Origin of the sequence: Streptomyces sp. MK7, assembly GCF_032658145.1 — a bacterium.
Classification (GTDB): Bacteria; Actinomycetota; Actinomycetes; order Streptomycetales; family Streptomycetaceae; genus Streptomyces; species Streptomyces spiralis.
In genome coordinates this window covers 67,364-80,609 of the sequence record NZ_JAVACL010000026.1, presented here as the reverse complement: position 1 = coordinate 80,609, position 13,246 = coordinate 67,364, and the positions used below count along the sequence as shown (strand labels likewise).

Below are 13,246 nucleotides of genomic sequence, written 5' to 3'. Positions count from 1 at the left end.
GGACAGGGCGCGGCCCGGCGGGGCGGATCCCCGGCCCGGCGCCCGCTTCTGGGCAGCGGGCCGCCCCGCGGGCCGCTCCGGGCCGGTCACGCCCCGCTGCGGCGTGCCGTGGCGGACGCTCCGCCGAAGAGCCGGGCCAGGGCGCGGAACGGCAGCGTGACCACCGTGGCGATCGCCGCACCGATCTGCCGCAGCACATCTGCGATGGCACGGAACACGGACATCTCCCTTCCTTCTGGGGTTCCTTCCTGCTCCGGTCCGGAGGGGACCGGACAGGCACGGGTACCGCCGGGACCATGAGTCATGCGCGCGCATCACGTCGTCCGTCACGACGCCCATCACGTCGTGCATGAGGTCGGGGACCACGTCGCGCATGGCAGGAAAGGTGGGAAATCCGCCGTTGCCGCCATCGGCGGGGCCGCGAAGGACCGGAGCCACGGCGCAGCGAACCCTCCTCGTCGTCCTCTTCGACGGCGTGCAGAGCCTGGACGTCACCGGACCCGTGGAGGTCTTCTCCGGTGCCGAGCGGCACAGCCCGGGGACCTGGGGCCTTTCGTTTGGATCACGCCGGGCTCGCGGGGTCTGGCACCGCACCTCGCCGCGTTGTCGTCGGTTGCCATGGCTCCGCCATGACGCCCTCCTCCGGGCCGAACCGGCGGACGAGCGGGTGGCCGTCGACGGCAAGTACGTCACCGCGGCCGGCGTGTCCTCCGGCATCGACATGGGCCTGACCCCGCTGGGCACCCTCGCGGGCGACGACTACGCCATGTCCGTCCAGCTGCTGACCGAGTACGACCCGCAACCGCCTTAGGGGTCCTTGCACTATGCCCGCCCGGGTCGCGCGGCCTGGCACCGCACCTCGCCGCGTTGCCGAAACGCCCTGGTAGCTCCGCTACCAGGGCGCTCCGGCGCCTTGCGATGCTCCCCCACTGCCTGAACGGCGTGGGAGGTACCCCCAGCACCAGACCACGCGACCTGATCGGACGCTCATAGTGCAAGGACCCCTTAGACGCGGGCTCCCCGCGCAAGGCGCCGGCCCGCCTCGTCGAGGAGTGGCGCCCCAGGAGCCGCTTCATCCTGTCGTAGGCACTCTCCAGCTGAAGCGCGGCCGTCTGCCCTCCAGGAACGCGGCGACCCCCTCGGAGGTGTCGCCGCTGCCGGCCGCCTGTTCGACCCAGTGCGCGTCCCGGTCCGTCCGGCCGTTCGCGAACTCCTTGGCCGCGGCCTGGGTCAGCTGGGAACGGGACACCAGGATCCGGGTCAGCTCGGCGACGCGCTTGTCCAGTTCGCCCTCGGGCAGCACCTCGTCGACGAGTCCGGTGCGCAGCGCCCGCTCCGTGCCGATCAGCTCGCCGGTGAACAGCAGGTACTTCGCGGTGGCCGGCCCCACCAGCGACACCAGCCGCCGGGTGGAGGACGCCGGGTAGACGATGCCGAGCTTCGCGGGGGTCACCCCGAACAGCGCCCCCTCCTCGGCCAGCCGCAGGTCGCAGGCCGCCGCGAGCTGGGCGCCGCCGCCGACGCAGTGACCGCGCACGGCGGCGAGCGTCGGCTTGGGGAACGCGGCGAGGGCCTCCTCGGCCGCCACCGACAGCCCCTGTGCCTCCTGTGGCGAGCCCTGGAGCGTGGAGATGTCGGCACCCGCGCAGAAGGTCGTGCCCTCCCCGGTCAGCACCAGCGCCCGTACCGCCGGGTCACGGGCCAGCCCGTCCAGCAGCGGCGGCAGCGCCCGCCACATCGCGGCCGTCATGGCGTTGCGCTTGGCCGGATGGCGGACGACGACGGTGGCGACCGAGCCGGCGACCCGGTGGGACAACTGGGGCTCCATGGGCCGGATGCTATCCGCCCGGCCAAGCGCTTGCTCACAGGGGGTGCCGGGCCGGGGCGGGGCGATGACGGCACGTACAACCCGAAGAGTTCCCGAAGGCGGCGCGGACCGGGCGGAAACGGTCGCCGCGGCGACGCAGTGATGCGCAAACGGTCGGAAAGTGCTGGAAACCAGCCGACTTGCGTTCAGTCCTTGGGGCCGGGCGCCGCGTTACCAACACTCGACGTGTGGTGACAATCGAGCGCGAGGGCGGCGACTGGGCGATGGACAACCACGGGCGCGGCGACGGGCCGCGCCCAGCGGGTGGCGCGGAGGCCTACCTGGACGCCCCGCCGCCGGATCCGCCGCCGTACGAGGGGGTCTGGCGGTTCACCGCGCCCGCCGTCGACGCCTCGGTCCCGCAGGCCCGGCACGCCGTGCGGGACCTGCTGCGCCGCCAGGGGGTACCGGCCTCGGACGACCTGGTCCACGGGCTGCTGCTGATCGTGTCCGAACTGGTCACGAACGCCGTGCGGCACGCGGCGGTGCTGTCACCGATGCTCGCGGTGGAGGTCGCCGTCGGCGCCGAGTGGCTGCGGGTGTCCGTGGAGGACAACCACCCCTACCGGCCGACCGCGCTGGAGACCGACCACGGACGCACCGGCGGGCGCGGACTGCTGCTGGTCCGGGAGATCGCCCGGGAGGCGGGCGGGGTCTGCGACGTGGAGCACACGGCGAGCGGCGGCAAGGTGATCTGGGCCGCCCTGCCGCTCAAACCCGTCCTGTGACCACGCCACCTCGTTCTGTGACCACGCCATCCGGTCGAGTGACCGCGCCACCCGGTCGCGTGACCGTGCCCCTCGGTCCGGTGACCGCTTCCCCCGGTCCGGTGAGTGTTCCGCCCCGTGCGCTCACCAGCCCGCCGGGCCCGTCAGCTCCCTGATCGCGGGACGCGCGGCGTCCAGCACCGTCATGAACCAGGACGAGAACGTCTCCGTGGCGTGCCGCTCCATGAGCTCCGCGGGCGTCACGAACGCCGTCGCGCCGACCTCCTCCGGGTCCGGCCGCAGCGCGGCCTGCACCAGGCCGACGAAGAGGTGGTTGTACTCCTGCTCCACCAGACCCGACACCGGGTCCGGGTGGTTGTAGCGGACGGTGCCCGCCTCGGCCAGCAGCGAGGGGGAGACCCCGAGCTCCTCGTAGGTCCGCCGGGCCGCCGCCGCGAAGGGCGCCTCGCCCGGGTAGGGGTGGCCGCAGCATGTGTTGGACCAGACCCCCGGGGAGTGGTACTTGCCGAGCGCCCGCTGCTGGAGCAGCAGCCGGCCGTGCTCGTCGAAAAGGAACACGGAGAAGGCGCGGTGCAGCCGCCCCGGCGGCTGATGGGCGGCGAGCTTCTCCGCGGTGCCGATCGTCACGCCGTCCTCGTCGACGAGTTCCAGCAAGATCGCGTCCGCGGTCCCGTTCGACGAGCTGTGCGTCGCGGTGGCAGGTGTGATCGGCATACCCATCCTTCACATCGGTCCTCGAGCCCCAAGTCTGCCGCACGAATCCGGCACTCCCGGCACTTCCCGGCACACCCGCATGTCCCACGCCGCAGCCGTGGGCGGCGGCCGTCACCGGTGGGACGCCGGAAGCGGGATCCGGTAAGTGATCGTGCCCGGCCGGGCCCGCCCGGAACCGTCCGGGCATCTCCGGTACGACCCGAACACGGCTTCAGTGGCACAGGCGCGCCTCGTGCTCCGCGTGCCCGCTCGGCTCCAGCTGGAAGGTGCAGTGCTCCACGTCGAAGTGGTGGCCGAGGCAGCCCTGCAACTCGTGCAGCAGCTTCTCGTGGCCGATGGCGCTGAGCACCTCGGAGCTGACGACCACGTGCGCGGACAGCACCGGAAGGCCGGAGGTGATCGTCCAGGCGTGCAGGTCGTGCACGTCCTCGACGCCGCCCAGGGCCAGGATGTGCGCCCGTACCTCGGCCATGTCGACGTTCTTCGGGGCCGCCTCCAGCAGCACTTCGAGGGTCTCGCGCAGCAGCTTGACGGTGCGCGGCACGATCAGCAGGCCGATGGCGAGGGAGGCGATGGGGTCGGCGGCCTGCCAGCCGGTGAGCAGGATCACCGCCGCGGAGATCATGACCGCCAGCGAGCCGAGCGCGTCCGCGGCGACCTCCAGGAACGCGGCGCGCACGTTCAGGCTCTCCTTCTGGCCGCGCATCAGCAGCGTCAGGGAGACCGAGTTCGCCACCAGGCCGAACAGACCGAACACGATCATCAGCCCGCCATGGGTGCCGGCCGGGGACAGGAACCGCTGGACGGCCTCGTACAGGACGTAGCCGCCGACGCCGAGCAGCAGCAGGCAGTTGGCGAGCGCGGCGAGGATCTCGGCCCGCGCGTAGCCGAAGGTGCGGTTCCGGCTCGGCGGCCGGTTCGCGAAGTGGATCGCCAGCAGCGCCATGCCGAGCCCGAGGGCGTCCGTCGCCATGTGGGCGGCGTCCGCGACCAGCGCGAGCGAGTCCGCGAGCACACCACCGACGATCTCCACCACCATCACGGCGAGCGTGATCCCCAGCGCGACGCGCAGCGTGCCGCGGTGCGCCGCCGCGACCGTACCGCCCGCGCCGTGTGTGTGCCCGTGGTCGTGACCGGCCCCCATGAGACTGACCGCCCTCCTGTGTTCCGTCCCGGGATCACAGTGAACTACGGGTGGGGGGTATCGGGCAACGCGGCACTGAACACCGTTGTCATGAGCCCTGACCTGCGTAAACGAAGCGCAGGTCAGGACGCGTGACCGCTCAGCCGCCGTGGTGCAGCCTCCACCCCCGCCACGCCGAGGAGACCATCTCGAGTACCCCGCGCCGTGCCCGCCAGCCCAGCTCCGCGGCGGCCCGCTCGGCCGAGGCGACGGCGCGTGGCGCGTCCCCCGGGCGGCGGCCTTCGACCAGTGGTGCCCGCCGGTCCCCGGTGACCTCGCCGACGACCGCGATCAGCTCACGCACCGACACGCCCTCACCGCGCCCGACGTTCAGCGTCAGATCGCCGGTGACGTCCGGGCCGGCGAGCCGCCGGGCGGCTGCCAGGTGCGCGTCGGCGAGGTCGGCCACGTGAATGTAGTCGCGCACGCACGTGCCGTCCGGCGTCGGGTAGTCGTCGCCGAAGATCCGCGGGGCCTCACCACGGGTGAGACGGTCGAAGACCATGGGCACGATGTTGAAGACACCGGTGTCGGCGAGTTCCGGGGCGGCGGCGCCGGCCACGTTGAAGAAGCGCAGACAGGTGGTCGCGATGCCGTGCGCCTGCCCCGCCGCCCTGACCAGCCACTCCCCGGCGAGCTTCGTCTCACCGTAGGGGTTCACCGGGGCGCACGGGGTGTCCTCCGTGATGAGGTCCACGTCCGGGTTGCCGTAGACGGCCGCGGAGGAGGAGAACAGCAGGCGCCGGATTCCGGCCTCGGCCACCGCGTCGAGCAGGATCGCGAGGCCGCCGACGTTCTCCTGGTAGTAGCGGGCCGGCTCCGCCACCGACTCGGCGACCTGCTTGCGCGCGGCGAGGTGCACCACACCGGTCACCTCGTGCTCGGCCAGCACCCGCTTGAGCAGCTGCCGGTCCAGCGACGACCCCCGGACGAGCGGTACGTCCGCCGGAAGTCGCGCCGCGTGCCCGGCCGACAGGTCGTCGAGCGCGACCACCCGTTCCCCGGCCCCGGCCATGACCCTGGCCACATGTGCCCCGATGTACCCGGCTCCGCCGGTGATCAGCCATGTCATGGTCGTCCACCCTATTCCGGACCCTCGTCCGATCCGGGAAGCAGGGGCCGGCGGTGGACATATGCGGAGGTATGCCTGATCTCGTACGGAGCTTGTGGCCCGACCTCCCGATCGACGATGATGATCGCGGCCAAGGCCTGCGGCACGCCCCGTCGATCGGCCCGTGAACGGCCGGTGAACGAGGGCTTCCGGGTATCCGATAGCCTCTGCCGACATGCCGCCCGGGTGCCATCAGGCCAACGGCGCCCCCCACCATGCACATGACCGGCGCGGACGCGTCGGCACCAGGGAGTGAGTTCGGTTGTCGACCGCCATCCTCACCGGCCGGCCGGTGCCCGGATCGTCGATCGAGGACGATCTGCGGTCCCTCGGCTTCGACGTGCGGATCGCCGTCGACGTCTCCGCCGCCGAGACCCTGCTCGCGCGGGTGCCCGGCGACCAGCGGGTCGCCGTCGTCGACGCCGGGTTCGTCGGCCATCCGCACGCCCTGCGCCTGGGGCTGACCGACCCCCGCTACCCGCTCGCCGCCGTCCCCGGCGCCGTGACGGCGCAGCCGGACGGCCGGCAGGCGCTGACCCGCGCGATGGCCCGGGAGAACTCCGCCGGCGGCGGCACCGCGGTCGCGGTCGACAGCCTCGCCGACCGGATCACCGCCGCCCTGGAGGCCGACGGCGCCGGCGTGCACCACCCCGTACTCGGCAGCCTCGTCGCCGTCGTCCCCGCCGACCCGCAGGCCCGCAACGAGGCACGGCAGGCCGTCGCCGCCGTGGACGACGAGGCGGTCCGCCTGAAGTCGGCCGTCAAGGCCCACGACGGCTTCTTCACCACCTTCTTCATCAGCCCGTACTCGCGCTACATCGCCCGCTGGTGCGCACGCCGCGGCCTGACCCCCAACCAGGTCACCACCGCGTCCCTGCTCACCGCGCTCATAGCGGCCGGCTGCGCCGCCACCGGCACCCGCGGCGGGTTCGTCGCCGCCGGAGTGCTCCTGATCGCCTCGTTCGTCCTGGACTGCACGGACGGACAGCTCGCCCGCTACTCGCTGCAGTACTCCACCCTCGGCGCCTGGCTGGACGCCACCTTCGACCGGGCCAAGGAGTACGCCTACTACGCCGGACTCGCCCTCGGCGCCGCCCGCGGCGGCGACGACGTGTGGGCCCTCGCGCTCGGCGCCATGGTCCTGCAGTCCTGCCGGCACGTGGTCGACTTCTCCTTCACCGAGGCCAACCACGACGCCACCGCCAACACCAGCCCCACCGCCGCCCTCTCCGACAAGCTCGACAGCGTCGGCTGGACGGTCTGGCTGCGCCGGATGATCGTCCTGCCCATCGGCGAGCGCTGGGCGATGATCGCGATCCTCACGGCGGCCACCACCCCCCGCATCACCTTCTACGCGCTGCTCATCGGCTGCGCCTTCGCGGCCGCGTACACGGCCGCGGGCCGCGTCCTGCGCTCGGTGGCCCGCAGGGCCACCCGCACCGACCGCGCCGCGGAGGCGCTCGCCGACCTCGCCGACGGCGGACTGCTGACCGAGGGCCTGAGCCGTCTGTTCGGCAGGGCCGCCGGCCGGCTGCCCGGCTTCGTCCCGCCGGCCGCCGCCCTCCTCGGCGGCCTCGCCGTCACCGGCACCGCCGCCCTGACCGGTTTCGGCGGCCCCTGGCCGGTCCTCGGCGCCGTCGTGTACGTCCTCACCTCGGCCCTCGCCGTCGCGCGCCCCCTCAAGGGCACCCTGGACTGGCTGGTCCCGCCGTTCTTCCGCGCCGCCGAATACGGCACCGTGCTGGCACTGGCCGCCGAAGCCGACGTGAACGGAGCCCTGCCGGCGGCTTTCGGGCTGGTTGCGGCCGTCGCCTACCATCACTACGACACGGTGTACCGCATCCGCGGCGACGCCGGAGCGCCACCGGCCCTGCTGGTGCGCGCCATAGGGGGGCAGGAGGGGCGGACGTTGCTCGTCACCGTGCTTGCCGCACTGCTCACCGCTGCTCAGTTCAAGGTCGCGCTCACGGCTCTCGCCGTGCTCGTGGCCGTGGTGGTGCTCACCGAGAGCATCCGCTTCTGGGTGTCCGCAGGGGCGCCCGCTGTACACGACGAAGGAGAACCCGCATGATCGGCCTCGTGCTGGCGGCCGGCGCCGGACGGCGCCTGCGCCCCTACACCGACACCCTGCCCAAGGCGCTGGTGCCGGTGGGGCCCGAGGGCACGGAGGACAGCCTGACGGTGCTGGACCTCACGCTGGGCAACTTCGCCGAGGTGGGCCTGACCGAGGTCGCCGTCATCGTCGGCTACCGCAAGGAGGCCGTGTACGAGCGCAAGGCGGCCCTGGAGCAGAAGTACGGGGTGAAGCTCACCCTGATCGACAACGACAAGGCCGAGGAGTGGAACAACGCCTACTCCCTGTGGTGCGGCCGTGACGCCCTGAAGGACGGCGTGATCCTCGCCAACGGCGACACCGTCCACCCGGTCTCCGTCGAGAAGACCCTGCTGGCCGCCCGCGGCGACGGCAAGAAGATCATCCTGGCCCTGGACACGGTCAAGCGGCTCGCCGACGAGGAGATGAAGGTCGTCGTCGACCCCGACAAGGGCGCCCGGAAGATCACCAAGCTGATGGACCCGGCCGAGGCGACCGGCGAGTACATCGGCGTCACGCTGATCGAGGGCGAGGCGGCCGGGGAGCTGGCCGACGCGCTGAAGGCGACCTTCGAGCGCGACCCGCAGCTGTACTACGAGGACGGCTACCAGGAGCTCGTCAACCGCGGCCTGAAGATCGACGTGGCCCCGATCGGCGACGTGAAGTGGGTCGAGATCGACAACCACGACGACCTCGCCAAGGGCCGGGAGATCGCGTGCCAGTACTGACCCGGCTCATTCCGACGCCGGTCGCCGTCGACATCCGTCCGGGCGCCCTGAACGACCTGGCGAGCGTGCTCGCCGACGAGCGCGTCTCGCACTCGGGGCGCCTGGCCGTCGCGGTCAGCAACGGCTCGGGCGCCCGGCTGCGCGAGCAGATCGCCCCGTCGCTGCCCGGTGCCACCTGGTACGAGGTCGGCGGCGGCACCCTCGACGACGCCATCCGGCTGGCCGGCCAGATGAAGTCCGGCCGCTACGACGCCGTGGTCGGCCTCGGCGGCGGGAAGATCATCGACTGCGCCAAGTTCGCCGCCGCGCGCGTCGGCCTGCCGCTGGTCGCCGTGCCCACGAACCTCGCCCACGACGGCCTGTGCTCTCCGGTCGCCACCCTCGACAACGACGCGGGCCGCGGCTCGTACGGCGTGCCGAACCCGATCGCGGTGGTCATCGACCTGAACGTGATCCGCGAGGCACCGGCGCGCTTCGTGCGCTCCGGCATCGGGGACGCCGTCTCGAACATCTCCGCGGTCGCGGACTGGGAGCTGGCCAACCGGGTCAACGGCGAGAAGATAGACGGCCTCGCCGCCGCCATGGCCCGGCAGGCCGGCGAGGCGGTGCTGCGCCACCCGGGCGGCATCGGCGACAACGGCTTCCTGCAGGTGCTCGCCGAGGCGCTGGTGCTCAGCGGCATCGCCATGTCGGTGTCGGGAGACTCACGGCCGTCCTCCGGGGCCTGCCACGAGATCAACCACGCCTTCGACCTGCTGTACCCGCAGCGCGCCGCGAGCCACGGCGAGCAGTGCGGACTGGGCGCGGCCTTCGCGATGTACCTGCGCGGGGCCCACGAGGAGTCGGCCTTCATGGTCGATGTGCTGCGCCGCCACGGGCTGCCCGTGCTGCCGGAGGAGATCGGCTTCACCGTGGACGAGTTCGTCCGCGTCGTGGAGTTCGCCCCGGAGACCCGGCCCGGCCGCTACACGATCCTCGAACACCTCGACCTGAAGACCGACCAGATCAAGGACCTCTACGCCGACTATGTCAAGGCCATCGGTAGCTGAACTCAGACCGGTCGTCCACCCCGCGGGGGTCAAGGACCGGCGCAGCGGCGAACACTGGGCGGGACGCCTCTACATGCGCGAGGTGTCCCTGCGGATCGACCGCTACCTGGTGGGCACCACGGTCACGCCCAACCAGCTCACCTACCTGATGACCGTGTTCGGCGTCCTGGCGGCCCCGGCCCTGCTGGTGCCGGGGATCTGGGGCGCCGTGCTCGGCGTGGTGGCGGTCCAGCTGTACCTGCTGCTGGACTGCGTCGACGGTGAGGTGGCGCGCTGGAAGCAGCAGTTCTCGCTCGGCGGCGTCTATCTCGACCGGGTCGGGGCGTATCTCACCGACGCGGCGGTCCTCGTCGGGCTGGGGCTGCGCGCCGCCGACCTGTGGGGAGGCGGGCGGATCGACTGGCTGTGGGCCTTCCTGGGGACCCTGGCCGCGCTCGGCGCGATCCTGATCAAGGCCGAGACCGACCTCGTCGGCGTCGCCCGCCATCAGGGCGGGCTGCCGCCGGTGAAGGAGGCCGCGGCCGAGCCGCGCTCGTCCGGGATGGCGCTGGCCCGCCGGGCCGCGGCGGCGCTGAAGTTCCACCGGCTGATCCTCGGGATCGAGGCCTCGCTGCTGATCCTGGTCCTCGCGATCGTCGACCAGGCCCGGGGGGATCTGTTCTTCACGCGGCTCGGGACCGCGGTGCTGGCCGGCATCGCGCTGGTGCAGACGCTGCTGCACCTGGTGTCCATCCTCGCCTCCAGCAGGCTGCGGTGAGCGCCGTGGCCAGGTCGCCGAAGGTCGGGGCCGTCGTCATCACCATGGGCAACCGTCCCGACGAGCTCAGGGCACTGCTCGACTCGGTCGCCAAGCAGGACGGCGACCCGGTCGAGGTGGTGGTCGTCGGCAACGGCTCGCCCGTGCCGGACGTCCCCGAGGGCGTCCGGACCATCGAGCTGCCCGAGAATCTGGGCATCCCCGGTGGCCGCAACGTCGGCATCGAGGCCTTCGGCCCGGGCGGCCGCGACGTCGACATCCTGCTGTTCCTCGACGACGACGGCCTGCTCGCCCGGCACGACACCGCCGAGCTGTGCCGTCGGGCGTTCGCGGCCGATCCGGAGCTGGGCATCATCAGCTTCCGTATCGCCGACCCGGAGACCGGGCAGACCCAGCGCCGCCATGTGCCGCGGCTGCGGGCCTCCGACCCGATGCGCTCCTCCCGGGTCACCACCTTCCTCGGCGGCGCCAACGCCGTCCGTACGAAGGTCTTCGCGGACGTCGGCGGCCTGCCGGACGAGTTCTTCTACGCGCACGAGGAGACCGACCTGGCCTGGCGGGCCCTCGACGCGGGCTGGATGATCGACTACCGGTCGGACATGGTGCTGTACCACCCGGCGACAGCGCCCTCGCGGCACGCGGTCTACCACCGCTTGGTCGCCCGCAACCGGGTCTGGCTGGCCCGCCGGAACCTCCCGGCCCCGCTGGTGCCGGTCTACCTGGGAGTCTGGCTGCTGCTCACCCTCGCCCGCCGCCCCTCGCGCCCGGCCCTGAAGGCCTGGTTCGGGGGCTTCAGGGAGGGGTGGACCGCGCCGTGCGGGCCGCGCCGGCCCATGAAGTGGCGTACGGTGTGGCGGCTCACCCGACTGGGCCGGCCGCCGGTCATCTGACAAGCTCGTTCCCTGGGAGCACCGGCCGGCCACCGCCGGCCGTGCTCGCGCCAGGCCCGTGGCCCGCACGGGCTGCGCATCTCGAAGACGAAAGTATCCACTTGTGAGTGAGACAACGCATGACGGCGGCGTCGCCCTCGGCGCGGCGCCGTCGCCCGACGAGGGACTCCCGGCGGCCCGGCTCGCCGCCAAGTACGGGCTGTCCGTCAGCGGCGCCCGGCCCCCGCTCATGGAGTACGTACGCCAGCTGTGGGGCCGGCGCCACTTCATCCTGGCCTTCTCCCAGGCGAAGCTGACCGCCCAGTACAGCCAGGCCAAGCTCGGCCAGGTCTGGCAGGTGGCCACCCCGCTGCTGAACGCGGCCGTCTACTACTTCATCTTCGGCGTCATCCTCAAGGCCAGCCGGGGCATGGGCCACGACACGTACATCCCGTTCCTGGTGATCGGTGTGTTCGTGTTCACCTTCACCCAGAGCTCGGTCATGGCGGGCGTGCGGGCCATCTCCGGCAACCTCGGCCTGGTGCGCGCGCTGCACTTCCCGCGCGCCTCCCTGCCGATCTCGTTCGCGCTCCAGCAGCTCCAGCAGCTGCTGTTCTCGATGATCGTGGTGTTCCTCGTCGCGGTCGGGTTCGGCAACTTCCCGCGCCTGTCGTGGCTGCTGATCGTGCCGGCGCTGGTGCTGCAGTTCCTGTTCAACTCCGGCCTGGCCCTGGTCCTGGCCCGGATGGGGGCCAAGACCCCCGACCTCGCCCAGCTGATGCCGTTCATCATGCGCACCTGGATGTACGCCTCGGGCGTGATGTTCTCCATCAGCGGCATGCTGGCCGGCAAGCCGGAGTGGGTGATCCGCGCGATGCAGGCCAACCCCGCCGCGGTCTACATGGACCTCGTGCGCTTCGCGCTGATCGACGGCTACGGCGCCTCGCACCTCCCGCCGCACGTGTGGGGACTCGCCCTGTTCTGGGCCGTGGTCGTCTTCGTGGGCGGCTTCGTGTACTTCTGGAAGGCGGAGGAGAGGTACGGCCGTGGCTGAGCAGAGGTCCGGCAGGGACGCCGCGCGCAGGGACGGGGCACGGGTGCCCACCGTCATCGCGGACGAGCTGCACATCGTCTACCGCGTCAACGGTGCCAAGTCCGGCAAGGGCAGCGCCACCGCCGCCCTCAGCCGCATCGTCAAGCGGGGCCCCGCCGACTCGGCGCGGGGCGTGCGCAAGGTGCACGCCGTGAAGGGCGTGTCCTTCGTCGCCTACCGCGGCGAAGCCATCGGTCTGATCGGCTCCAACGGCTCGGGCAAGTCCACCCTGCTGCGTGCCATCGCCGGCCTGCTGCCCGCCGAGAAGGGCAGGGTCTACACCGACGGCCAGCCCTCGCTGCTCGGTGTGAACGCGGCGCTGATGAACGACCTCACCGGTGAGCGCAACGTCATCCTGGGCGGTCTCGCCATGGGCATGTCCCGCGAGGAGATCAGGTCCCGCTACCAGCAGATCGTCGACTTCTCCGGCATCAACGAGAAGGGCGACTTCATCACGCTGCCGATGCGGACGTACTCCTCCGGCATGGCGGCCCGGCTGCGGTTCTCCATCGCCGCCGCCAAGGACCACGACGTCCTCATGATCGACGAGGCGCTGGCCACCGGTGACCGCGCCTTCCAGAGGCGGTCCGAGGAGCGGATCCGGGAGCTGCGCAAGGAGGCCGGCACCGTCTTCCTGGTCAGCCACAACAACAAGTCGATCCGGGACACCTGCGACCGGGTGTTGTGGCTGGAGCGCGGGGAACTCCGCATGGACGGGCCCACCGAAGAGGTGCTGAAGGAGTACGAGAAGTTCACGGGCAAGTAGTCCGCGCCTCACGGGCCCCACTGGAACTGTTCCGGTGGGGCCCGGCGTCTGCAAAGGAAAGGTCAACTCCCGTGGAGCCAAGGAATCTTGACATCGATCGGTGTGTTGTTGTGATCTGCGGGACACCCCCGTGAGGCTCGCTGCGTTGTACAACGTAAGCTGTACCGGTCCCGGAAAGCGGCAAGTGGGGAGATAATGCGCGACACCCTCCGCCAGGGCCGCCGCCCGGGCGGCCGGGCGGCGTGTCCGAAATAGTGTGTGTTGGGTCGGCAGTGTAGAACGGGAGATG

The 13,246-nt window shown here is 71.9% G+C and carries 13 protein-coding genes and 1 pseudogene; 9 read left to right on the top strand and 5 right to left on the bottom strand.

The features are described from left to right. Positions 1-86: 86 nt before the first annotated feature. Positions 87-218, bottom strand: coding sequence for an LPFR motif small protein (locus R2S09_RS25695; protein WP_316743538.1), 132 nt, complete (start codon positions 216-218; stop codon positions 87-89). A gap of 401 nt (positions 219-619) precedes the next feature. Between R2S09_RS25695 and R2S09_RS25690 the strand changes: the two are divergent. Then, positions 620-808 (top strand): annotated as a pseudogene (locus R2S09_RS25690) (DJ-1/PfpI family protein); the annotation flags it as partial. Positions 809-1,072: 264 nt separating this feature from the next. Here the strand turns inward: R2S09_RS25690 and R2S09_RS25685 are convergent. After that, positions 1,073-1,828, bottom strand: a complete 756-nt coding sequence (locus R2S09_RS25685) for an enoyl-CoA hydratase/isomerase family protein (protein WP_316743494.1) — start codon at positions 1,826-1,828, stop codon at positions 1,073-1,075. Between the two features lie 263 nt (positions 1,829-2,091). Here R2S09_RS25685 and R2S09_RS25680 point away from each other — a divergent pair, with 263 nt between their 5' ends. Continuing rightward, on the top strand, positions 2,092-2,595 hold the full coding sequence (locus tag R2S09_RS25680; protein ID WP_316743537.1) for an ATP-binding protein: 504 nt from the start codon (positions 2,092-2,094) through the stop codon (positions 2,593-2,595). A gap of 123 nt (positions 2,596-2,718) precedes the next feature. On the opposite strand, the gene idi is transcribed toward R2S09_RS25680, so the two are convergent. The 3 genes from idi to galE form a co-directional block, all read right to left on the bottom strand. Continuing rightward, entirely contained in the window at positions 2,719-3,309 is a 591-nt protein-coding gene (gene idi, locus R2S09_RS25675; RefSeq protein ID WP_030168821.1) for an isopentenyl-diphosphate Delta-isomerase, read from the bottom strand. A 211-nt stretch (positions 3,310-3,520) separates the two neighbouring features. After that, on the bottom strand, positions 3,521-4,453 hold the full coding sequence (locus R2S09_RS25670) for a cation diffusion facilitator family transporter (protein WP_306192179.1): 933 nt from the start codon (positions 4,451-4,453) through the stop codon (positions 3,521-3,523). A gap of 139 nt (positions 4,454-4,592) precedes the next feature. Then, the gene (gene galE, locus R2S09_RS25665; protein WP_306192180.1) at positions 4,593-5,564 is read right to left on the bottom strand and encodes a UDP-glucose 4-epimerase GalE; all 972 of its coding nucleotides are present in this window, start codon (positions 5,562-5,564) and stop codon (positions 4,593-4,595) included. Positions 5,565-5,865: 301 nt separating this feature from the next. Here galE and R2S09_RS25660 point away from each other — a divergent pair, with 301 nt between their 5' ends. From R2S09_RS25660 to R2S09_RS25630, 7 genes are all read left to right on the top strand, one after another. Next, positions 5,866-7,674, top strand: coding sequence for a DUF5941 domain-containing protein (locus R2S09_RS25660; protein WP_306192181.1), 1,809 nt, complete (start codon positions 5,866-5,868; stop codon positions 7,672-7,674). Then, entirely contained in the window at positions 7,671-8,423 is a 753-nt protein-coding gene (locus tag R2S09_RS25655) for a phosphocholine cytidylyltransferase family protein (protein ID WP_316743492.1), read from the top strand. Before R2S09_RS25660 ends, R2S09_RS25655 begins: the two co-directional genes overlap by 4 nt. Further along, positions 8,411-9,472, top strand: a complete 1,062-nt coding sequence (locus R2S09_RS25650) for an iron-containing alcohol dehydrogenase family protein (RefSeq protein ID WP_306192183.1) — start codon at positions 8,411-8,413, stop codon at positions 9,470-9,472. The genes R2S09_RS25655 and R2S09_RS25650 overlap by 13 nt, the downstream gene beginning before the upstream one ends. Continuing rightward, positions 9,450-10,229, top strand: coding sequence for a CDP-alcohol phosphatidyltransferase family protein (locus R2S09_RS25645; RefSeq protein WP_306192184.1), 780 nt, complete (start codon positions 9,450-9,452; stop codon positions 10,227-10,229). Before R2S09_RS25650 ends, R2S09_RS25645 begins: the two co-directional genes overlap by 23 nt. Positions 10,230-10,273: 44 nt before the next feature. Beyond that, the gene (locus R2S09_RS25640) at positions 10,274-11,119 is read left to right on the top strand and encodes a glycosyltransferase family 2 protein (protein ID WP_372337822.1); all 846 of its coding nucleotides are present in this window, start codon (positions 10,274-10,276) and stop codon (positions 11,117-11,119) included. Between the two features lie 103 nt (positions 11,120-11,222). After that, entirely contained in the window at positions 11,223-12,152 is a 930-nt protein-coding gene (locus R2S09_RS25635; RefSeq protein ID WP_306192186.1) for an ABC transporter permease, read from the top strand. Further along, positions 12,145-12,957, top strand: coding sequence for an ABC transporter ATP-binding protein (locus R2S09_RS25630; protein WP_306192187.1), 813 nt, complete (start codon positions 12,145-12,147; stop codon positions 12,955-12,957). The genes R2S09_RS25635 and R2S09_RS25630 overlap by 8 nt, the downstream gene beginning before the upstream one ends. The last annotated feature ends 289 nt before the right edge of the window (positions 12,958-13,246 follow it).

What these genes read in the sequence shown, in the direction of transcription:
- R2S09_RS25685 (WP_316743494.1), bottom strand. Translation starts at nt 1,828, where the DNA reads ATGGAGCCCCAGTTGTCCCACCGGGTCGCCGGCTCGGTCGCCACCGTC.
- R2S09_RS25680 (WP_316743537.1), top strand. Translation starts at nt 2,092, where the DNA reads ATGGACAACCACGGGCGCGGCGACGGGCCGCGCCCAGCGGGTGGCGCG.
- idi (WP_030168821.1), bottom strand. Translation starts at nt 3,309, where the DNA reads ATGCCGATCACACCTGCCACCGCGACGCACAGCTCGTCGAACGGGACC.
- R2S09_RS25670 (WP_306192179.1), bottom strand. Translation starts at nt 4,453, where the DNA reads ATGGGGGCCGGTCACGACCACGGGCACACACACGGCGCGGGCGGTACG.
- galE (WP_306192180.1), bottom strand. Translation starts at nt 5,564, where the DNA reads ATGACATGGCTGATCACCGGCGGAGCCGGGTACATCGGGGCACATGTG.
- R2S09_RS25655 (WP_316743492.1), top strand. Translation starts at nt 7,671, where the DNA reads ATGATCGGCCTCGTGCTGGCGGCCGGCGCCGGACGGCGCCTGCGCCCC.
- R2S09_RS25645 (WP_306192184.1), top strand. Translation starts at nt 9,450, where the DNA reads ATGTCAAGGCCATCGGTAGCTGAACTCAGACCGGTCGTCCACCCCGCG.
- R2S09_RS25640 (WP_372337822.1), top strand. Translation starts at nt 10,274, where the DNA reads ATGGGCAACCGTCCCGACGAGCTCAGGGCACTGCTCGACTCGGTCGCC.